The sequence below is a fragment of the Streptomyces sp. NPDC111606 genome, assembly GCF_055656945.1.
Map to the genome: position 1 here is coordinate 95,384 of NZ_JBVKBY010000009.1, position 20,410 is coordinate 115,793.

General features: G+C 70.6%; 21 protein-coding genes. 10 read left to right on the top strand and 11 right to left on the bottom strand.

The window, feature by feature from the left end:
• Nucleotides 1–13: 13 nt before the first annotated feature.
• The 4 genes from ACZ7M7_RS29575 to ACZ7M7_RS29590 form a co-directional block, all read right to left on the bottom strand.
• Complete coding sequence (locus tag ACZ7M7_RS29575) at nucleotides 14–241, bottom strand: 4Fe-4S dicluster domain-containing protein (protein ID WP_031480193.1); 228 nt, start codon at nucleotides 239–241, stop codon at nucleotides 14–16.
• 85 nt (nucleotides 242–326) lie between these two features.
• Nucleotides 327–1,097 (bottom strand): GntR family transcriptional regulator, encoded by a 771-nt coding sequence (locus tag ACZ7M7_RS29580; RefSeq protein WP_383611399.1) that lies wholly within the window; start codon nucleotides 1,095–1,097, stop codon nucleotides 327–329.
• Nucleotides 1,098–1,233: 136 nt separating this feature from the next.
• A complete protein-coding gene (locus ACZ7M7_RS29585) occupies nucleotides 1,234–2,427 on the bottom strand; it encodes an RNA polymerase sigma factor (protein WP_472121892.1) in 1,194 nt (397 codons plus the stop codon).
• Nucleotides 2,427–2,780: a YciI family protein gene (locus ACZ7M7_RS29590; protein ID WP_472121895.1), complete on the bottom strand. Its 354-nt coding sequence runs from the start codon at nucleotides 2,778–2,780 to the stop codon at nucleotides 2,427–2,429. Before ACZ7M7_RS29590 ends, ACZ7M7_RS29585 begins: the two co-directional genes overlap by 1 nt.
• A gap of 250 nt (nucleotides 2,781–3,030) precedes the next feature.
• Here ACZ7M7_RS29590 and ACZ7M7_RS29595 point away from each other — a divergent pair, with 250 nt between their 5' ends.
• Nucleotides 3,031–3,471, top strand: coding sequence for an SPW repeat protein (locus tag ACZ7M7_RS29595; protein ID WP_328429853.1), 441 nt, complete (start codon nucleotides 3,031–3,033; stop codon nucleotides 3,469–3,471).
• Between the two features lie 80 nt (nucleotides 3,472–3,551).
• On the opposite strand, the gene ACZ7M7_RS29600 is transcribed toward ACZ7M7_RS29595, so the two are convergent.
• Entirely contained in the window at nucleotides 3,552–4,319 is a 768-nt protein-coding gene (locus ACZ7M7_RS29600; protein ID WP_472122485.1) for an ArsR/SmtB family transcription factor, read from the bottom strand.
• A gap of 204 nt (nucleotides 4,320–4,523) precedes the next feature.
• On the opposite strand from ACZ7M7_RS29600, the gene ACZ7M7_RS29605 reads away from it, so the two are divergent.
• From ACZ7M7_RS29605 to ACZ7M7_RS29615, 3 genes are all read left to right on the top strand, one after another.
• Nucleotides 4,524–5,123: a hypothetical protein gene (locus ACZ7M7_RS29605; protein ID WP_472121898.1), complete on the top strand. Its 600-nt coding sequence runs from the start codon at nucleotides 4,524–4,526 to the stop codon at nucleotides 5,121–5,123.
• Between the two features lie 59 nt (nucleotides 5,124–5,182).
• Nucleotides 5,183–5,746, top strand: coding sequence for an AAA family ATPase (locus ACZ7M7_RS29610; RefSeq protein ID WP_472121901.1), 564 nt, complete (start codon nucleotides 5,183–5,185; stop codon nucleotides 5,744–5,746).
• Nucleotides 5,747–5,815: 69 nt separating this feature from the next.
• Nucleotides 5,816–6,079: a GlsB/YeaQ/YmgE family stress response membrane protein gene (locus ACZ7M7_RS29615; protein WP_328429850.1), complete on the top strand. Its 264-nt coding sequence runs from the start codon at nucleotides 5,816–5,818 to the stop codon at nucleotides 6,077–6,079.
• Nucleotides 6,080–6,172: 93 nt separating this feature from the next.
• Here ACZ7M7_RS29615 and ACZ7M7_RS29620 read toward each other — a convergent pair whose 3' ends face one another.
• The gene (locus ACZ7M7_RS29620; RefSeq protein ID WP_472121904.1) at nucleotides 6,173–6,949 is read right to left on the bottom strand and encodes a GNAT family N-acetyltransferase; all 777 of its coding nucleotides are present in this window, start codon (nucleotides 6,947–6,949) and stop codon (nucleotides 6,173–6,175) included.
• Nucleotides 6,950–7,084: 135 nt separating this feature from the next.
• Here ACZ7M7_RS29620 and ACZ7M7_RS29625 point away from each other — a divergent pair, with 135 nt between their 5' ends.
• Complete coding sequence (locus ACZ7M7_RS29625; RefSeq protein ID WP_472121907.1) at nucleotides 7,085–7,570, top strand: nucleoside deaminase; 486 nt, start codon at nucleotides 7,085–7,087, stop codon at nucleotides 7,568–7,570.
• 9 nt (nucleotides 7,571–7,579) lie between these two features.
• Here the strand turns inward: ACZ7M7_RS29625 and ACZ7M7_RS29630 are convergent, their stop codons facing one another.
• Nucleotides 7,580–8,434 (bottom strand): GNAT family N-acetyltransferase, encoded by an 855-nt coding sequence (locus tag ACZ7M7_RS29630; protein WP_451173449.1) that lies wholly within the window; start codon nucleotides 8,432–8,434, stop codon nucleotides 7,580–7,582.
• A 205-nt stretch (nucleotides 8,435–8,639) separates the two neighbouring features.
• The gene (locus ACZ7M7_RS29635) at nucleotides 8,640–9,293 is read right to left on the bottom strand and encodes a chaplin (protein ID WP_383611423.1); all 654 of its coding nucleotides are present in this window, start codon (nucleotides 9,291–9,293) and stop codon (nucleotides 8,640–8,642) included.
• A 271-nt stretch (nucleotides 9,294–9,564) separates the two neighbouring features.
• On the opposite strand from ACZ7M7_RS29635, the gene ACZ7M7_RS29640 reads away from it, so the two are divergent.
• Together ACZ7M7_RS29640 and ACZ7M7_RS29645 are read left to right on the top strand one after the other, a co-directional pair.
• Nucleotides 9,565–11,181, top strand: coding sequence for an alpha/beta hydrolase (locus tag ACZ7M7_RS29640; protein WP_472121910.1), 1,617 nt, complete (start codon nucleotides 9,565–9,567; stop codon nucleotides 11,179–11,181).
• A 65-nt stretch (nucleotides 11,182–11,246) separates the two neighbouring features.
• Nucleotides 11,247–12,344, top strand: a complete 1,098-nt coding sequence (locus tag ACZ7M7_RS29645; protein WP_383611429.1) for a baeRF3 domain-containing protein — start codon at nucleotides 11,247–11,249, stop codon at nucleotides 12,342–12,344.
• Between the two features lie 69 nt (nucleotides 12,345–12,413).
• On the opposite strand, the gene ACZ7M7_RS29650 is transcribed toward ACZ7M7_RS29645, so the two are convergent.
• The gene (locus tag ACZ7M7_RS29650) at nucleotides 12,414–12,827 is read right to left on the bottom strand and encodes an SsgA family sporulation/cell division regulator (RefSeq protein WP_472121913.1); all 414 of its coding nucleotides are present in this window, start codon (nucleotides 12,825–12,827) and stop codon (nucleotides 12,414–12,416) included.
• A gap of 433 nt (nucleotides 12,828–13,260) precedes the next feature.
• On the opposite strand from ACZ7M7_RS29650, the gene ACZ7M7_RS29655 reads away from it, so the two are divergent.
• Nucleotides 13,261–14,691, top strand: a complete 1,431-nt coding sequence (locus tag ACZ7M7_RS29655; protein ID WP_472121916.1) for a PP2C family protein-serine/threonine phosphatase — start codon at nucleotides 13,261–13,263, stop codon at nucleotides 14,689–14,691.
• Between the two features lie 58 nt (nucleotides 14,692–14,749).
• Here ACZ7M7_RS29655 and ACZ7M7_RS29660 read toward each other — a convergent pair whose 3' ends face one another.
• Entirely contained in the window at nucleotides 14,750–16,246 is a 1,497-nt protein-coding gene (locus ACZ7M7_RS29660) for a DNA-binding protein NsdB (protein WP_472121920.1), read from the bottom strand.
• Between the two features lie 246 nt (nucleotides 16,247–16,492).
• On the opposite strand from ACZ7M7_RS29660, the gene ACZ7M7_RS29665 reads away from it, so the two are divergent.
• Nucleotides 16,493–17,638: an aminoglycoside phosphotransferase family protein gene (locus ACZ7M7_RS29665; RefSeq protein WP_472121923.1), complete on the top strand. Its 1,146-nt coding sequence runs from the start codon at nucleotides 16,493–16,495 to the stop codon at nucleotides 17,636–17,638.
• Nucleotides 17,639–17,802: 164 nt separating this feature from the next.
• A complete protein-coding gene (locus ACZ7M7_RS29670; protein ID WP_472121925.1) occupies nucleotides 17,803–19,812 on the top strand; it encodes an N-acetylmuramoyl-L-alanine amidase in 2,010 nt (669 codons plus the stop codon).
• 10 nt (nucleotides 19,813–19,822) lie between these two features.
• Here ACZ7M7_RS29670 and ACZ7M7_RS29675 read toward each other — a convergent pair whose 3' ends face one another.
• Nucleotides 19,823–20,320 (bottom strand): hypothetical protein, encoded by a 498-nt coding sequence (locus ACZ7M7_RS29675; protein ID WP_383611446.1) that lies wholly within the window; start codon nucleotides 20,318–20,320, stop codon nucleotides 19,823–19,825.
• Nucleotides 20,321–20,410 lie beyond the last annotated feature (90 nt).

Consider the following 20,410-nt stretch of genomic DNA (forward strand, 5'->3'; position numbering starts at 1 on the left):
GGGAGAGAACCTTTCACCGCAGCAGATAGGGCATGTTGACCGTGACGGCCCCGGTGGGGCAGCGGGCGGCGCAAGGGCCGCAGTACCAGCATTCGTCGACGTGCATGTACGCCTTGCCGCTGTCGGGGTTGATCGCCAGGGAGTCCAGCGGACACATGTCGACACAGAGCGTGCAGCCGTCGATGCACTTCGACTCGTCGACGGTCACGGGCACGTCGGCCCGCTGGGGCACCAAGGGCATGGCTGTCTCCAGTGAGGTACTGCGAAGGGTGAGTTACACCTGATGTCCGACTCCTGGCATCAGGTTCTGTGTGGATCGCGGGTGTTCACAGGGAGCGGCGCAGCAGCCCGCTCATCGCGATCCGGTCCCCGCGGAACCGGATGAACTCCAGGTCCACGGGCCTGCCGTCGCACAGGTGGGTGAGGCGCTCCAGCATCAGCACGGCGGTGCCGCGCGGTGCCTGCAGAACGGTGGCGGAGTGCGCGTCGGCGTTGACGGCCTCCAGGGTGATCTCCGCGTGCCCGAGCGGTTGCCCGGTGATCTGCTCCAGCAACCGGAAGACGTCGGTGTTCTCCAGGTCGGCGCCGATCAGTTCACTGCCGATGTCCAGCGGCAGATAGGTGAGGTCGAGGGAGAGCGGCAGACCGTTCAGCTTGCGGAGCCGCTCGATGTAGAGGACGTCGGTGCCGGTGGGCAGCCGCAGTCGCTCGGCCACGGGTGCGGGCGCGGCGACCGGGCCCATGGTGCGTACCTCGTTGCTGACCTGGCCGTGTTCGCGCAGGGTCTCCGCGAGTCCCATCAGCCGGTCGAGGCCGTGCGGGTACTTCTCGGCGACGACGACGGTGCCCACGCCGGGCAGCCGCTCGACGAGCTGCTCGGCGCGCAGCAGGTCCAGTGCGTGCCGGACGGTGTTCCGTGACATCTGGTAGTCGGCGGCGAGCACGTCCTCGTGCGGCAGCACGCCCCGGGGAAATCCCCCGGTCAGCACCAGGTGCCGCAGCAGGTCCGCGAGTTGCCGCGCCCGGTCGGCACGCAGCCGCCGACGGCGGGCTGCGGCGAGCGGCGCGGTGTGCTCGCGGGTTCGTTCTGCTGGCATGCGGTGACCATACCGACGGTTGCCGCTCAGTGGTGTTACCGCATCATTGCGCCACCTGAGTACCTCTCACCAGGGCGCTGACCTGCAACTTTCTGGGACTGCGGCCCGGTTTCGCCACTACGCGCCCGCTCGGCCGTCAGCCGCGGACGAGTTCACGGCGGCGGCGTTCGAGGTACGCCCGCTCCGCCGGGTTCTCCGCCACCGCGAGGGCGGACTCGTACTCTCGCACGGCCTCCGTATGGCGGCCCAGGCGGCGCAGGAGGTCCGCGTGGACGGCGTGGAAGACGTGGTAGCCGTCGAGATCCAGCGCGTCCACGAGGTCGAGGGCCGGAGCCGGGCCTTCGACCTCGGCCACGGCGACGGCTCGGTTCAGAGCCACGACAGGGCTGGGAGCGATGGCCATGAGGTGGTCGTAGAGCTGTCGGACCTGACCCCAGTCCGTGGCCTGCGGGGTCGGCGCGTCGCTGTGCACCGCCTGGATCGCGGCCTGGATCTGGTACGGCCCCGGCCGGCCCAGGCGCAGGCACCGGCGGACGAGCGACTGTCCCTCGGCGATCAGTTCACGGTCCCAGCGGCCGCGGTCCTGTTCCGGGAGCGGTACGAGTTCGCCACGGTCGTCCTGCCGGGCGGCCCGGCGGGACTCGACGAGGAGCATCAGCGCGAGCAGCCCGGTCACCTCGGGCTCGTCCGGCATGAGTTCGGCCAGCAGACGACCGAGGCGTACGGCTTCCGCGCACAGGCCGACCTCGCCCTCGTACCCCTGATTGAAGATCAGGTAGACGACGGCCAGCACCCCCGCGAGCCGGTCCGGCAGGTCGGCGTCGCGGGGCACGCGGTAGGGGATGCCGGCGTTGCGGATCTTCGCCTTGGCCCGCACCAGCCGCTGGGCCATCGTCGGCTCCGGCACCAGGAAGGCGCGCGCGATCTGTGCGGTGGTGAGCCCGCCCAGCAGGCGCAGGGTCAGGGCGACCCGCGCCTGGTCGGCGAGGGCGGGATGGCAGCAGGTGAAGATGAGCCGGAGCCGGTCGTCGCGCACGGGGCCCTCCTCGGGAGGTGCGTCGGAGGTGTGCAACAGGGCGGCCTGGGCGTGGCGTTCGGTCCTGGTGGCCTCGCGGCGCAGCCGGTCGACGGCGCGGTTGCGGGCGGTGGTGATGATCCAGCCGGCGGGGCTCGGCGGCACGCCGGTCTCCGGCCAGCGCCGCAGGGCCGTGGCGAAGGCGTCCTGGACCGCTTCCTCGGCGAGGTCGATGTCGCCGAGGAAGCGGATGAGTACGGCGACCGCGCGGCCGTACTCCGCACGGAAGACGCCTTCGACGTCCGTGGCCGTCATCAGTACTCGGCCTCGCCCATGAACGGCCGCACCTCGATCGGCAGTGTGGTCGCCAGCGCCAGCCTGCGGCCCCATTCCAGCGCCGCGTCCAGATCGGGCGCCTTGATGAGGCTGATGCCGCCGAGCATCTCCTTGCCCTCGGCGTACGGTCCGTCGGTGACCAGGACGTCGCCGTCGCGGGGCCGCAGCACGGTGGAGGACTCCGGGCCGTGCAGTCCCCCGGCGAACACCCAGGCGCCGGCCTCGCGCAACTCGCGGTTGAGGGTGTCGAGGTTCTTCTCGATCTCGCCGAGGACGTCCGGAGCGGGCGGTTCTCCGACGGGCTGCATCACATTGAGCAGGTAGTACTTCATGACGGTCTCCTCGGACGTGGTGGTCTGCCGGTCTCCCGGTCTCTCACCTCCTACACGAACGGCACCCGGCCGGATCGACACCCCGCACACCGGCACCGGTGAGAAGTTTCCGGAGAGCCACTCCGCTTACATCGTCATGAAACCGTCGAGCCCTACACATAAAGAAAAAATAAGCGCAGAATGGCAGAGGCGGCGCTTACCGCACACCGCACCAGACGCGGTCAGGCCTGCGAGTCAAAGGAGACGAGTCATGGCCAACGTCTCGCCCACCAGAGGTGACATCACAGCTCACCCTGATGTATCCGAAATGCGGGACCGCTACGCCCGCATGCTCGGCGGTCGCGATGTGGCGCTCGTGGACGGACCGGTGTTCCTGCTCGGTCTGTACTGCGCGGCATCTCCCTGGATACTGCACTACACGACGAGCCAGCCGGCACTCGTGACCCACAACCTGATCATGGGTATCGCGATCGGCCTGCTGGCCCTCGGATTCACTCGGGCACCGGAGCGCATGTACGGCCTCAGCTGGGCCTTCTGCGCGATGGGCGTCTGGATGATCATCGCGCCGTGGGTCGTCGGGGAGAGCCCGGACGCGGGCGTCATCGTGAACAACATCATCATCGGCGCGCTGGCCGTGATCCTGGGGCTGGTGTGCGCCGGTACGGCGGCGAAGAGCACTCCGAGGCCGTAGCGGCAGACCAGGAGCAGGACACGTTGGCCGGTCCGCGCCCGCGGGCCGGCCTTCGCGTGTCCGCCTCCGGGCTACCCCGGTCATCGGGTCGGCATCAACCACGGTTCCTGGGGCAGGACATGGCCGGTCTCCAGGAGCGACTTGAGGTTGGACAGCACCGCCGGCCAGCCGGACGCCACGTCGGCACGCGCACTCTCGTCCGGCAGGTCCTCGTGGGTCACGGTGAGGCGGACGATCTCGGCGTGCTGCTGGATGTCGAAGGTGACCCGGGAGTACTTGTCGTCCTGCCCCTCCTCGTCGGGCGCCGCCCAGGTGGTGACGAGGCGGCTCGGACGCTCGCTCTCCACGACGGCGCCCACCACGTCGGCGATGCCCGAACCGTCCGTACGGACGTGCTCCCAGCGGGAACCGGCCCGCCAGTCCGAGACGTTGCTGTGGCCCCAGTAGGCGGCGGTCAGGTCGGCGTCGGTGAGAGCGTCCCAGACCTTCTCGGCGGTGCTCTCGATGTAGGTGACGTACACATAGGTGGGTCGGTCGGTCATGGCTTCCTCGGCTCGTCGTTTCACGGCCCCGAGCACGCGCAGGCGCGGGCTCTCGAACTTGTCGATCCACCGCTCCTGGATCTCGTGGAGCGGGACCGGATTGAGGTAGTGCAGTTTTTCCCGCCCCCGCCGCACCGTGCTGACCAGGTTGGCGGCCTCCAGGACGGCCAGATGCTGGGTCACGGACTGGCGCGCCATGTCGATACGCGCGCACAGCTCACCGAGCGTCTGCCCGTTGTCCTCGTGCAGCCGGTCCAGGAGCCGTCGGCGGGTTCCGTCGCTGAGCGCCTTGAAGACCTGGTCCATCTCGGGGTCATTCTCTGATCGCACACTCAACGTTATGCAGGTAATCACCTGCATGTCAATCGGGGCAGGTGCGCGTGAGCCGTCTTGCCCGCTTCGACCTATAGATGCCGAATGCCTGTTACAGAACATATGGGAGCCCTTGATGAGGAATCCGTAGCTTCGAACGCATCGCACGAACGAACCCCACCGAAGGACGATCCACTGATGCGTGCTCCCCGCACCCTGCGCACCGCCCTCATCGCCACCGGCGTCACCGCCGCGCTGGGCGTCTCGGCCGCCGGCGCCTTCGCCGTGGACGCGGCCTCCACCCCGACCGACAGGCCCGTGGCGCACCAGACCAAGACCAAGCGCGTCCACGTGAAAACAGTGAAGCTCGCGGACAAGGTCAGCCGGGCCAAGGTCTACAAGACCGGCAAGAACCGCTACGAGGCGGAGCTCTGGGCCGAGGGCGCCCAGTACGGCAGCCTGTACACCCAGGGCAGGCCCGCCTACGCCCAGAACAACGGGCTGCACGTCACCCTCTACCCGAACGGCAAGGTCACCTCCTGGGTCCAGCAGGCCAAGCCGAAGCCCAAGTCCGTGACCAAGCGCGTCCTGGTCGCCGCGCCGACGCTGGCGGACGGGAAGACGAAGGCCAAGCTCTACAAGCTGACCGACAACCACTACGAGGCCGACCTCCACGCGGGCGCCGCCCACCTCGACACCCTCGTCGCCAACGGCCACGCCGCGCACGGCGAGAACAACGGCCTGCACGTGTCCCTGCAGCCGGACGGCGAGTTGAGGTCCTGGCTGGACGGGCACTGACCTGGACCGAAGCCAAAAACGCCTCGCCAAGACACCCCCCACCCGGGCACCCTGCCTGCATGAACCAGGCGGAAGTACTGCTCATCGGGGGAAGAGCCGGGGTCGGAAAGACGACCGTCGGCTGGGAGGTGTCGGCTCGGCTGCGGGATGCGCTAGTGGCGCATGCGGTGATCGACGGTGACTTCATGGGGGCCGTCCATCCGGCGCCGGCGGGCGACGCGCACCGGGCCGGCGTCACGGAGCGGAACCTGGCTGCCGTGTGGGGGAACTACGCCGACCTCGGATACCGGCGTCTCGTCTACACGAACACGGTGAGCGTGCTCGACGAGGCCGCGCCCATGTTCCGGCGGGCCATGGGTGACGGCGTACGGCTCGTACGGGTCCTGCTCACCGCCACCGACGAGACTGCCGAACAGCGGCTGGCCGGGCGGGAGCTGGGCTCCGAGCTGGAGCACGAGATGAGGAGCAGCGCGCGCAAGGCGCGGCTTCTCGAGGAGCGGGCGCCGGCGGGTGTGGTGCGCGTGGTGACGGACGGCCGCTCGGTGATCGACATCGCCTCGGAGGTGGTGGCCGTCACCGGCTGGGCCGGCATCGGAGTTGGCGGGGCGCCGGCCACTGGTTGAACCGGAACGGACTGTCCATGCCCGGAGGGGGAACTCAACCTGTGCGGGGACAGGAGGAAGAGGGGCGAAATGGAGATCTCGGGCATCATCAGTGCCATCGTGATCGGCATCATCATCGGTGTGCTCGGTCGGCTCGTGATTCCGGGCCGTCAGCGCATCGGAGTTCTGTGGACGATCCTCGTCGGCATCGTGGCCGCACTGCTCGGTTCGGCGATCGCGGCCGGCCTCGACGTGGGCGACACCGACGGCGTCGACTGGGTCGAGTGGCTCATCCAGATCGGCCTCGCCGCGCTCGGCGTCGCCGCACTGGACCGGACGAAGGCGCGCCGCTGACGCCGTACCCCCAGGACAAGGGGCAGCTTGACGTTCAGGCGATTCCCGCGACGGCCCGCACGGGCGGCGAGGCCGTCGCGGCGAGCCGCGCCGCTACGGCGTGAACAGGTACGGCGTCGTGGTGGTCAGCGGCTCGAAGCCCAGCCGTTCCAGGATGGGACGGCTCGTAGGCATGGCGTCGACCTGGAGGTACCGATAGCCGCGGTCCGCGGCGGCGCGGGCGCGGTGGGCGACGAGTGCGCGGTAGAGGCCTCGGCCCCGCCGGCCCTCGACGGTCCCGCCTCCCCACAGCCCGGCGAACCGCGTCCCCGGCACGAGTTCCATCCGTGCGGCGCTCACCGGAGTGTCACCGGCCAGCGCGACGACGGCGACCACCGTGTCCGGGGCGGCCGTCAGCCGGTCGAGCAGTTGGTGCCGGAGCGCGGAGCCGTCGGTGCCGAAGGCTTTCTCGTGCACCTCGGTCACCAGGTCGACGCCCGCCCGGTCGGTCACGGGCAGGACCCGGATGCCTTCCGGGAGTTCGGCGTCCAGGGCCAGGTCGGCGACCTCGCCGATCATCAACGTCTCCTCGGGCTGGGGCGCGAAGCCGGCGTCCCTGAGCCGTTGTCCGAGGTCCGTCGGGAGATCATGGCCGTAGAGCTTCCACTCGAACTCGCGCCCGAGCCCGGAGAAGTGGGCGATCTGTCCGTCGATCGCCCCGTCGACGCTCGCCTCGTCCAGGTCGGACCACAGGATGCCGTTCCAGCCGTGCGCCGACGCCACCTGGCGCACGACTCCGCCCACCCGCTCGACCAGGGCGTCGGGGCCGTCCGGCCGCGCGCCTTCGCGCATGTCCCGGTCGAAGAGGGCGAGCACCGCGGCATGATCCATGGGGTGACCTCACCACCGGGCCGCTGCCGGGGCAACACCTTTTATGACGTGCCCGTACCTCCTCGCCGTCCGGCCGTACGTGGGCGAAGCTGGGGTGCGCACGGAAAACCGCACCGCTGGGAGGGCCCGTACACCATGGCCGCGAAGGACACCGAACTGCCATATCTGCGCCGCTGCGTCGCGCTCGCGGCCGAGGCCCTCGAGGCCGGGGACGAGCCGTTCGGCTCGGTGCTGGTGGGGGCGGACGGCATGGTGCTCGCGGAGGACCACAACCGAGTGGCCTCGGGCGATCGCACCCGGCACCCCGAGTTCGAGCTGGCACGCTGGTCCGCGGCCCATATGACGCCGGAGGAACGGGCGGCCGCGACGGTGTACACCTCGGGCGAGCACTGCCCGATGTGCGCGGCCGCGCACGCCTGGGTCGGCCTGGGACGCATCGTGTACGTCGCCTCGTCGGAGCAACTGACCGGCTGGCTGGCCGAGTTGGGCGTACCCGCCGCACCGGTACGGCCGTTGCCGATCCGGGAGGTCGCGCCGGGCGTGACCGTCGAGGGCCCGGTCCCCGAGCTCACGGAGGACGTCCGCGCGCTGCACGTCCGGTTCCACCGGCCTCGGGGCTGAGCGCAGCCGCTAGCCGAGCTCCAGCGTGGTGACGCCGAAGACGCGCTCCTGGGCGTAGGGCCGCACCGGCCCGGTGTACATCCGGGCGGTTTCGAAGGACGGCGTGAAACCTGCCTCCTCGGCGAGAGCGACGCCCGCCGGGTTGGTCTCGGGCACGTCGACGGCGACCTCGCGGCCGGCCGCCTCGGCGGTCAGGGCGGCGAACAGGGCCCGCGCGTCCTCGGGGGTGTCGGCGAAGAGCGGGCCGATGCGCGGGCAGTCGTGGCCGGGGCGGATCACGCCGTAGCCGGTGACGCGGCCGCCGGTGCGGCGGACGACGGCGTGATGTCCGGGGCCGGTGAGCCAGTGCGCGAGGAAGCGGGGGCGGTCGGCGGGGGTGCAGGCGCTGTCGTACGCGGTGATCTCCGCGAGGTCCTCCGGCCGTACGGCGCGGACGTCCGCCGGAGCCTGGGCGGCGGGCGCGGCTCCGCTGAAGCGGAAGGTGCGGTGGGCGAGCTCGAAGCCGGAGCGACGGTAGTTGTCCTGCTGGTCGACGACGCCGTCGAGGCCCACCGTGCGGTTCTCCGCGTGCGCCAGCGCGGTCTTCCAGGTGGTGAGGCCGAAGCCCTGGCCGCGGACGTCGGGGCGGACCAGGTACCAGCCCAGGAAGCTGTAGTCGGCTCCGTAATTGACGACGGAGATCGCCGAGACGGGCTCGCCGTCGATCCGGCCGATGAAGAAGCCCTCGGAGTCCTGCGCGAAGAATGCCTCGCTGTCGGCGAGCCCCGGGTTCCAGCCCTCGTGGACGGCCCATCCGCGGACGACCGGCCAGTCGTCGAGGCCGGCCTGCGTGATCACGAGGTCCTGGGGGGCCGGGGACGCCATGGGTGTGCTCCGTTCCGTGCGGGTTCGCGGGATGCGGGCGTGGTGATCGCCCGCGCCCACAGCATCCTCGCGGATCTTCGGGGAGCACGTCACGGCATGATCCAGCCGTTGCCCCGCGCAGGTGGCCTTCCGGACGGATGTGCGCATGAGGGAAGGCCCCACCGCCCGCGGGGTGGGGCCTTCCCTGCCGCGCGTGAGGCGCGGGTCAGCTCGCCGCCTGCGGGCGGAAGCGCCGGTACAGGACGGCTCCGCCCACCACGAGGAGCGTGCCGCCCGCCGCTGCCGCGGCGAGGGCCTGGTCCGAGCCCGTGTGCGCGAGGGTGCCCTCGGGCTCCCCCTGCGGGACGGGCGCGGGCGGCGCCGGCCGGGGCTGGTGCGCCCGGGGCGGGGCCGGCTTCGGCGCCGGCTTCGTGGTGTCGGAAGGGCGGTCGCCGGGACCGTTCACCGACTCGTTGTCGATGGCCGCGTTCCCGACCCCGACCACGTTCACGCTGTTGCCGCTGACGTTCACCGGGAGGTGAACCGGGAGCTCCACGACGTTGCCGGACGCGATGCCCGGCGAATCCTTTCCGCGGCCCTGGGCCGAAGCCCCGCTGTGCGACTTCGCGCCCTTCTTGCCACCGTCCTCGTTGACGCAGGTGTTGCCGACGGCCGGATTGAGCAGCCCCACCACGTTCACGGTGTTCCCGCACACGTTCACCGGCACATGCACCGGCAGCTGAACGGTGTTGCCGGAGAGAAGCCCCGGCGATTCGGCCGCGGCACCATCCGCCGCGGAGTCGGCATACGCCGGGAACGTCACAGCCATCGCGCCCGAGGCGGCGACGGCGATCACACCGTATCGGGTAACCCGTCTCATAGGTTCCCTGCCTTCCAGACATGGTCGCGGGCACTCGCCCGCATCGGATAAAACGCAGGCGAACCATCCGAGTTATGGCTAATCGGCCATTCACCCCATCGAGCGTCAGGGTTGTCGAACTAGCGGTAAAAACTTCCACCGGCAACGAAAGGGGCACAGGGTACGCCCGCACGAGCGGTCCCGCACGTCCGGAGGCGTGCATTCCGGGGCCCGCCTATCGTGAGCCAGGACGCCGTTTACCGGTCCGCGACGGGCGTCCCTGGAGGCATCGATGCTTGCCCACCTGTCAACGCGGCCCATGCTGCGCCGCTGCGCGGTGACCGGCGCGGTCGGCCTGGCCCTGCTCGGCACGGGGCTGCCTGCGGCCACGGACAGCTCCGAGCCCGACCTCACGCGGTTCTACCGGCAGAAGGTCACCTGGGCGAAGTGTCCGGGCGAGGGGCCGAAGGACATGCAGTGCGGCAAGGTCACCGTCCCTCTCGACTATGCCCGCCCCGAGGAAGGGACGCTCGACCTGGCGCTCGCCCGCTACCGGGCCACGGGCGACAAACAGGGCTCGGTGCTGGTGAACTTCGGCGGGCCGGGCGGTGCCGGCGTCCCCCAGTTCGCCACCGGCGGCAAGGAGTTCATGGAGCTGACGGACGGCTACGACATCGTGACGTTCGATCCGCGCGGCGTCGGCAGGTCCTCGCCGGTCAGCTGCGGGGACGGCGAGGAGAACATCGACATGGCCGAGGACGGCACGGAGCTCGGCCGTGATCCGCAGTCCGTCCTCGCCGACTTGAAGAAGGCGGCCGACGCGTGCGCCCGGCACTCCGGCCCCGTCCTCCCCTATATAGGCACGATCAACGCCTCGCGCGACATGGACGTGATGCGCGCGGCCCTCGGCGACAAGAAACTCAACTATCTGGGCTTCTCCTACGGCACACGGCTCGGCTCGGTGTACGCCACCCAATTCCCCGACAAGGTCGGCCGGTTTGTGCTCGACGGCGTGGACACGCTGACCGCGTCGCTGATGGAGCAGGGCGTCGCGAGCGCCAAGGGGCAGCAGCAGGCCCTGGAAGAGTTCATCAACTGGTGTGTGCAGGACATCGCCTGTCCGTTCGGGCAGGACGCACGCGAGGCCCGCAAGCAGGTCGTACGACTCGTCGACTCGCTGGACGAGAATCCGGTTCCGTCGGCGTTCGGCGAGCCGTTCACCGGTCAGGACCTGGTCGGCGCCATCGGACAGGGGCTCTACAGCGAGGAGATGTGGCCCTCCCTGGAGCGTGCCCTGGCCTCGCTGGTCGAGGACGGCGACACCCACGCCATCGAGGCCTTCGCGGCCGGCGGTGCCGCTCCCTGGCGGCGCGCGGAGACCGACGACCCCGAGGAGACCGATGGCCCCCAGGAGTCCGAGGAGCCCGACGGCGGCCTGGTCGACGAGGAGGACGTCCCCCTCGACAACCTCCCCGCGGCCCTGATGGCGATCAACTGCGCGGACGACCCCGACCGCCCCACCGGCAAGCAGATCGTCGACGGTCTCGACGGCCTGCGCGCCGAGTACGAGCAGGCGTCGCCGGTCTTCGGTCCCTACCGGCTCACCGGGGTGCTGATGTGCTACGGCCGCCCCAAGGGCACGGACTTCATACGCGACGACGTGAAGGACGTGCGCACACCGAAGATGCTCCTCGTGGGCACCCGCGGCGACCCGGCAACGCCTTACCGCTGGACCGAGGAGACGGCGAAGCGACTCGGCCCGTCGGCCGTGGTCCTCGACAACAAGGGCAGCGGCCACACCGGATACGCCTCTTCCAAGTGCGTGCACCGCAAGGTCGACACCTTCCTGCTGTACGGCACGCTGCCGGCCGACGGCAGCTCCTGCGGGCCCGAGGAGCGCCGGGAGTAGATCCGGGACGAGGGTGATGGATTGCCCCTAATGCCCGATCGGTGAATCGGCCCTATCGTGCTGTTATGGAGCACGCACTCAGTCCCACGACCCTCTCCGAGCTGCGGCGCCCGCGCCCCTATCCGGCCGTGTCCGTGCTGACGCCCACGCATCCCCGGGAGCCCTACCGGGCCCAGGATCAGGTCCGGCTGCGCAATGTCGTGGCCGAGGCCAAGAAACAGCTGGAAGCCGATCCTTCGGTCACCCGCGAGCGCCGGGTCGATGTCGAACGGCAGCTCGACCAGGCCCTCTCCGAGATCGATCTGACGCACGCCGAGGACGGCCTGGTGATCTTCGCCGCTCCGGGCGAGCACCAGGTGTGGTCGGTCGCCCGCACCGTGCCCGAGCGCGTGGTGCTCTCGGACACCTTCCTGACCCGCAATCTCGTCTCCGCGCAGGCCGCCGAGCGACCGTTCTGGGTGCTGTCGGTCTCCGTGGACCGGGTCACCCTGTGGCACGGCGCCCTGGACCGCGTCACCGAGGCCCGTGTCGGCGGTTTCCCGCTGACCCGGGACATCCAGAACTTCGACGCGGAGCGTCAGGAACAGATCGGCGACGTGCCGAGCAAGTTCCGCGACGAGGACACGCGCCACTTCCTGAAGGAGGCCGACTCCGCACTGGGCGCGGTGCTGCAGCACAACCCTGGGCAGCTGTACGTCACCGGCGAGCCGGCCGCGCTGTCCCTGCTGGACGAGATCGGCGGCATCACCAAGTCCGCCGTGCACGTCCCCCACGGCGGGCTCGCGCACGGCACCCGCGAGGCGGTGTGGCAGGCGGTCCGGCCGGTCATCGCCGCCGAGAACCGCAGGGGGACCGACGCCGTGGCCCGGGAACTCGAAACCGCCCTCGGCCGCAAGGCGTTCGCCGCCGGCGTCGACGAGGTGTGGCGCAGCGCGCGCGAGGGCCGGGTGCGGCTGCTGGCCGTCGAGGAGAACTACCGCGTGACGGTGCGCGGCGAGGACGGCGGCCATCTGATCCCGGCGGAGAGCGGCGACCTCGACGCCCGCGAGGACATCGTGGACGAGATCGTCGAGCAGTGCCTGGAGACCGGTGCCGAGGTCCGCTTCGTGCCGGACGGCACGCTGATCGACGCCCAGGGCATCGCGGGCGTGCTGCGGTACTGACGCCGGAGCGTCGAGGAGGCACAGCGGCGGCCCGTTCGCCTCCTCGCACGCCGTCGCAGTGCGCTCACGTCATACGCTGCCGAACAGCGCGCTCAGGCCACGCTCCACGACCGCCCCGAGGTCCTCGTCGCCGGACGCGACCACCGCGTACGTCCGGAGCAGGAAGCGGTGCAGGGCGGCGGTGTCGAACTGGAGCAGGGCCATGCCGTAGGGCGAGTGCAGCTCCACGACCGTACGCTCCTCGCCGCACGGCCAGATGTGCACGTCCCCGTCCCCGGCCGGCCCGCGCAGCCCCGCCTCCAGCAGGCTGCGCGCAAAGGTCCAGGTGGCACCGTGGCCGTCGAGGGAGACGTCGCCCGGGAAGTCGATGTACACCGCCAGCGGGTCCGTGGAGGCGTAGCGCAGTGTGGCGGGCACGGACAGTTCGCGCTCGTCGCCGGTGATCAGACGGGCGTGGGCGGGCTGCTCGAGGGCGATGTCCATGGGCGGTCTCCCCTGTGGGTCGGCGGTCGGGCTCGGTTTTTGCCGCTGTCCTCTTACGACCCCGCAAGTGCCCTTCGCATTACGCCCAAGTGGACATCATTTTTGTGACCTGCATCACTACCGATGAGTGCAACCCCGCGAGGGGCACCCGTCGCCGCCCCACCCCTAGAACATGCGGCCGTCGAACACTCGAATGGCAGCCGTACAATCACCTGCACGGACCGCCAAGTGGCGTACGTCGCCTACGACTTGACCCACCCGGCGTCGTACAGCATCCGTATCGGATGAGCCCTCCGTGAAGACTCTGGCATATGCCGGACGCACCACCGAATCGGGTGTTGCCAAATCCCTTACGGGGCGTCGCGGGCTGTGCGACAGTCGTAACGGTCCTTCCGTCAGCCTTGGTCGTACCGTCCCCGCATCGGAGTGCGTCATGCCGTCCCACCTCTCTGCGGACCGCCCCGCCGCTCAGCCGCCCGGACGCGGCTCGGTCGACGCGCTGATAACGCAGACGCGACGGCTCAAGGGCGACGTCGACGCCGTACGGCGGGACACGCACAGCGACGATTCGGACCCGCAGGAGCGGTGGCAGCGGGCCCTGTGCGATCTCGCGCTGCACCACCTCAACGACCTCGACGAGCACCTGGCCCAGTTGCGGGACGGCCCGGCTCCCGCCTCCCCGGCGCCCGAGACCGCGCCCGTCGGCCGGGCCGTGCCGCCCGCTCCCCGGCGCGGCTCACTGCTCAGCCGGGTCGGCAGCGCGGAGTGGAACCTGCTGACGGACGAGGCCAGTTGGTCCGGCGAGCTCTACGAGATCCTGGGGCGCGACCCCGGCGCTCCGCCCCTCACCCTTGACGAGTTGCCGTCCCTGGTGCTCGACACGGACCGGTCGAGGCTGACGGCGATGGTGACCGACTGCCTCATCGACGCGAAGCCCATCGACGGGGAGTTCCGGATCGTACGACCGGACGGCGAGGCCCGGACCGTGCACATGATGGGCGAGCCCGTGCTCGACACTGACGGCAGCACCGCCTCGATGTGGGCCGTGCTGCGGGACGTCAGCGAACTGCGCCGCTGCCGGCGCGCGGTGAGCGAGACCCGTGACTCGCTCCAGCGCGAGCAGCACCACGCACAGACCGAGCACCGGCTCGCGGTCGAGCTGCAGGAGGCCGTGCTGCCGCCGTGGCGTGGCTCCCTGCGGCTCCCGCACCAGGGCCCCCGGACACTGGACCTCGCAGCCCGGCACCTGCCGTCGTCGACGAGCACGCTGATCGGCGGCGACTGGTACGACGCGCTCGAACTGGCAGACGGCGAAACGCTGTTGAGCGTCGGCGACCTCACCGGGCACGGCGTAGCCGTGGCCTCCGGCATGGCGACCCTGCTGGGCGCCGTACGCGGCATGGCGATGGCCGGCACCCAGCCGGGCCAACTGATGTCCTGGCTCAACCAGTTACTCGACGCCACCGTCCAGCCGGCCCTCGGCAGCGCAGTCTGCTGCCGCTACCGGCCCGAGACCCGCACCCTGGTCTGGGCACAGGCCGGACACCCCGCCCCGCTACTGTTCCGCGACGGGACGGGGCGCATACTGAACGCGCCGGACGGCGTCCTGCTCGGCGCCACCTCGGGTGCCGTCTACGCGCAGGCCGAAGAGACCCTCGAGGTGGGCGACGTGCTCCTGCTGCACACCGACGGACTGATGCCGGGGCACAGCGCAGCGGACTCCGTGCACAGCCTCCTCGGCCTGGGCCCCCGCATCGGCGAGGCAGGCACCGCACAGGACTGCGTACGGCTGGTCATCGAGGAGTTCGGTGAGAGCGAGCGCGAGGACAACGCCTGCGTGCTCGTGGCCAGGGTGACGTCCTAGAACTTCAGCGGCCCAGGACGTTCCGGAACTTCCGGGAAGGGCTCAGCGCACAGTCCCCTTACGCCCGTGCGCTGTTGCCGCCGCCGGACTTCTTCATCCTGGGCAGCGCCAACTGGATCTCCTCCCGCAGTTCGTGGATCTTCGGGTAGCTGGAGTACTCGGCGGTGAGTCGGTACATCTGGCGCAGCCGGTCCCAGGTGCGGCCGGACGAGTTGGAGCCCATCGACATCAGGGCCAGTCGTGCGTAACGGTCGGCCTGTTCGGGGTCGTCCGCGATGAAGCAGGCGGACGCCATGGACAGATGGTCGAAGATCTTCGACCGCTCGCGCCCGTCCACGCGCAGGGCCAGGGCCTTCTCCGCGAAGTGCTGGGCGTGCGCGGCCGCGCCGGGCTCGAACTCGGCCAGCGTGCGGTAGGCCAGGGCCTGCATGCCGTACAGATCCTCGTCCTTGAAGGTCTGCATCCAGCTCGGGGGCGGCACGTCGCTCTTGTCGGAGACGAAGAGGTCCTCCGCGCGTCCCAGGGTGCGGCGCATGGCCTGGCCCCGGCCCATCGACGCCTGCGCCCAGGCCTCGATGGTGTGGAACATGGCCCGGGTGCGCGGCAGTACCTCTTCACCGGAACCGGACTGGGCGAGTTTCATGAGGTCGAGCGCGTCGTCGGGCCGGCCGAGGTGCACCATCTGGCGAGCCGCTCGGGAGAGCGCCTCTCCGGCGCGGGGCCGGTCGCCGCCCTCACGGGCCGCATGGGCGGCGATGACGAAGTACTTCTGGGCCGTTGGCTCCAGGCCGACGTCGTGCGACATCCAGCCCGCGAGGACGGCGAGGTTGGCGGCGACACCCCAAAGGCGCCGCTGCAGATGTTCGGGGTGGTGGTAGGCGAGCATGCCGCCCACCTCGTTGAGTTGGCCTACGACTGCCTTGCGCTGCAGCCCGCCGCCGCGGGCCGCGTCCCAGGCCCGGAACACCTCGACCGAGCGCTCCAGTTCCTCGATCTCCTGCGACCCGATGGGGGCGGCCTCGTAGCGGTCGAACCCGGCGGGGTCGGCGTGCAGGGGGTCGTCGAACTGGGGACAGTCGGCCTTGAGGGCCGGGTCGGTGTGCAGCCAGTCGTGCATGGCGCTGCTGAGTGCGGATCCCGCGGCGAGCGCGGCACCCGCGCCCACCAAGCCGCGTCGGTTGAGCATGAGGTCCATTCCCGTGAATTCGGTGAGGACCGCGGCGGTCCGTTCGGGCGCCCACGGCACACCGTCGGGATGCTCAACGCTCCCGCCGTCCTGCCGTTTCCCCGCACGCCCGTGCCGGACCAGACCGAGGTCCTCGATGGTCACGACACGGCCGAGACGCTCGGTGAACAGGGCTGCCAGCACCCGCGGCACCGGATCGCGCGGGATCTCTCCCATGTCGATCCACCGCCGCACCCGCGAGGTGTCGGTCGACAGCTGGGGGTGGCCCATGGCCGCCGCCTGCCGGTTGACCAGCCTCGCGAGTTCACCCTTGGACCAGCCGGCCAGGCCGAACAGGTCCGATAGGCGGGTGTTGGGTTCTCCGCTCACGTCAAGCCCCCAGGTTCTCGGCTGAGTTGACAGTAGCCCGGTGAAAGATGCCGGGCGACTATTCGCCAGGGTTCGCCAGGGTGCGCCAGATGGTGTGCCACTGCGCATCGGGTGTCAGGTAGGAACGCGCCACCCCGACCCGGTCGCCCTTTGGAATATGGCTGGTGCATTCCCCAGGGTGCACCCGGGCGGCCGGATCGGGCAGCGCATTGTCGTCGCAGGCACACGAAGGGATCTGTTTCTCCCATGTACGCAGCATCATCCTCCGTGTCCGCCCCGCCCCGGTCGCTACGTTCCCGCCCGGCGGGCAGCGGCCCCTACCTCGCCCCCGCGCGGCCGGCGCCCGCCCCTGTGCTCGGTGCGGGCCGGCCGCCGCGCGCCGCGGGGCTCGGCACCCAACCGCTCAGCGGGAGACTCGACTTGTCCGGCCCCCAGGGCGCCCAGCTGCGCACCGCGATCGCGTCGGTGCACCGGATCTGCCCGGAGTTCGCTCCGGTGCAGGTGCTACGCCGCAGCGGGCGGTCCGTCCTCCTGGTCGGCACGACCGGGCGCAGCACGGCCGTCGCCAAGTGTTTACTCGACCACTCCCCGGAGTGGTCGGAGCGGATCCGCCACGAAATAGCGGCATACCGCTCGTTCGTCCGGCACCGCCCTCCGGTGCGCGTGCCGAGACTGATCGCAGCGGATCCGGACAACTGCACCCTCGTCATCGAGCGGATGCCGGGCCGGGTGGCGGCGCTGCAGCGGCACCCGTTGGAGACGCCGCCGCGTGCGGACATCCGGGCGGCACTCGGCGCGATCTGCCGGCTCAACGCGTGGCGGCCGCCGGCGGGCACGTTCGACGCGCCGCTGGACTACGCGGCCAAGATCTCCCGGTTCCAAGAGCTGGGACTGCTCACCGACCGGGACATGGGGGATCTGCAGAAGCTGCTGCACGGCATCGCGGCGACCGCGGGCCGACAGGGCATGGGCCAGTTCTGCCACGGCGACGCACTGCTCTCGAACATCCTGCTCTCACCGGCCGGTCCAGTGCTGGTGGACTGGGAGCACGCGGGCTGGTACCTGCCGGGCTACGACCTGGCGGTGCTGTGGTCGGTACTCGGGGACGCGCCGGTGGCCCGGCGGCAGATCAGCCAGATCGCCCAGTCGGCGGGTCCGGCGTCACGGGACGCGTTCCTGGTGAACCTGATGCTCGTGCTGACCCGTGAGATCCGTACCTATGAGACGGCCGTGCAGCGTTCGATGCACGACGCTCCGACCCCGGCGGCACCGGGAGTGGCCCACCCGGGTGCTGCGCCGTCCGGCGAGGAACAGCGGCTGCTGCTGCGGCGGCTGCACGACGACTGCCAGCTGGCCCGGCGGGCCGTGCGCGCGGCGGTCGGCACTCGCTGACGGGGACGGTGGTCCGCGGTGCGCCCTGGAGACAGCGGCGCACCGCGGGCTTTCGTGTGAACGGCGTCATTGGGATACGCCACTGACGCCCCGCAGGCCAGGAGACCGCCACCACGAAACTCCCGGGAATCCCGGCTGACAAGGGAATTCGCCTGTTCATTGGCATGATTGACGGATCGTCGGACAGCCGGTACCACAGACGCACGCCCGGCCCCCGCACGGCTCATCGCGCCCGACCGTCCCTGGAGGCTCCCTTGCGAGGATCCGTCACCGCCTTGGCAGCTGCGACACTGTTGTTCCCGTTGCTCGGCGCGGCGCCGTCCGATGCCGGGAGCTCGGAGACCGGCCTGCAGTCGGCGTTCGCGTCCGCCGCCGCCGAGTACCACGTGCCGCAGAGCGTCCTGCTGGGCGTCTCCTACCTGCAGTCCCGCTGGGACGCGCACGCGGGCGCGCCGAGTGTGACCGGTGGTTACGGCCCGATGCACCTCACCGACGTCCGCACCGCCCTCGCCGAGGCGCCGCCGCATCACAGTGAGGGCTCGGAGGACGCGCGCGGCGACAGCGCCCGCCCGCCCCTGCTCCCCAAGGCGAAGCTGCCGGAGCCGGCCACGATCCCGGCCCGCCTCAGGACGCTGCCGAAGGCTGCCGAACTGACCGGACTGAGCGCGGAGCAGTTGCGTACGGACCCGGCGGCGAACGTGGCCGGCGGTGCCGCCCTGCTCGCCGCCGCGCAGAAGGAGCTGGGCGAACCGCTGAGTTCCGACCCGGCCGAGTGGTACGGCGCGGTGGCCCGCTTCACCGGCGCCGACGACACGGCGGCTGCGGCGGCGTACGCGAACGACGTCTTCGACGTGCTGCGCACCGGACAGGAGCGCCACACGGACGCGGGGCAACTGGTGTCCCTGGCCGCCCATCCGGGCCTCTCCCCCGACACCGGGCAGTTGCGGCGGGCGGGGCTGCGCAAGCCCGCCGCCGCCAAGACGGAGTGCCCGCCCACGGTGTCCTGCGAGTGGATCCCGGCGCCGTACGAGGAGTTCGGGGACAGCGACTACGGCAACCACGACCTGGGAGACCGGCCGGCGTCCCAGAAGATCGAGAACATCGTCATCCATGACACGGAGGGCGCCTGGGAAGGCGTCCTGAAGATGGTGCAGGACCCCACGTACGTGTCGTGGCAGTACTCGCTGCGCTCCACCGACGGCCACATCGCCCAGCATGTGAAGGCAAAGGACGTCGCCTGGCACGCGGGCAACTGGTACATCAACTCCAAGTCGATCGGCCTGGAGCACGAGGGTTTCCTGGCGAAGCCGGACGCCTGGTACACGGAGGCGATGTACCGGTCCTCCGCCCGCCTGGTGACGTACCTCGCCAAGAAGCACGGCATCCCGCTGGACCGGCAGCACATCCTCGGCCACGACACCGTGCCGGGTCCGACCTCGTCGACGATCAGTGGCATGCACACCGACCCGGGCCCGTACTGGGACTGGCGGCACTACTTCGAGCTGCTGGGCCGCCCCTTGGTGCCCACCGCGGGCCCGAAGGGCGGCCTGGTGACGATCCGCCCCGACTACGCGACCAACAGGCCCCGGTACACAGGCTGTGTCTCCGCGGGCAAGCCGTGCGCGGACCACGGTTCGAGTGCGGTGCGGCTGTATTCCGGGCCGGGCGAGTCGTATCCCCTGATCAAGGACATCGGTCTGGGCTCGGCCCCGACCACCGGCGTCAACGACCTGTCGTCGCGGGTCTCGACCGGCCAGCAGTACGCGGTCGCCGGACGGGACGGCGACTGGACGGCGATCTGGTACCTGGGCCAGAAGGCCTGGTTCAAGAACCCGGCCACGAACCCGACCGCGGTGCACGCGGCCGGCCGCGTGGTGACGCCCAAGAACGGCGCGCAGAGCGTCCCGGTGTACGGACGCGCCTACCCCGAGGCCTCCGCCTATCCGTCGGGCGTACCGGCACAGGCGGTGTCGCCGCTGCCGTACACCCTGCCCGCAGGTCAGAGGTACGTGGTCGGTGCCAAGGTGCCGGGCGAGTACTACTACGCGGTGTCCTTCGACACGGCCTCGCACCGGGTCGTGACCGGGAAGGACATGTACTACGAGATCCAGTTCGGGCACCGCGTCGCGTACGTGCGGGCGGCTGACGTACGGGAGCTGGCCTCGGGGTCGTAGCCGGGACGATTCAGCCCTGCTGGAAGAGCTCCGCGGGCAGCGGCTTCAGGAGGGCGTACAGGTCGTCCGTGATGGGGCGGTCCCAGGCGGCGATGGTGACCAGGACGCTGTCGCTGCGGTCGAACTGGACGCAGGAGATCCGGCTCTCGGAGAGCTTCAGGCGGCGCACGATCAGGAGGTTGTCGCCCTGCATCACCGGCACGTCCTCGCTGCCGACGACGGTGACCTCCTCGTCGTTCTCCAGGGCCAGCAGCAGCTGTGCGACCTCGAACGGGATCTCGTCCTCGTCGACCTCGCGGGCCGGGGAGCCCTCCGGCAGATTGCCAATGATCATCGCGGGGCCGCGGCCGCCGAAGAGGTCGTAGCGCAGAAAGACGCCCTGGCAGCTGCCGTCGGGGGCGGGCAGCAGCCCGGCGCCCAGATTGCCGGGCCAGTCGCCCGGGTCCATGGCCAGAACGTCGAAGTCGGGCCCGGCGGGCGTGGCGCTGCGGCGGCGGAGGAACGACATGTCGCCATGGTACGTGGCCGGGCCTGTTGCGTGACGTGCGGGCATGGGTTCGACGCGTGCCGCATGGCCGGTGGACAGGGGTTCCCGAGT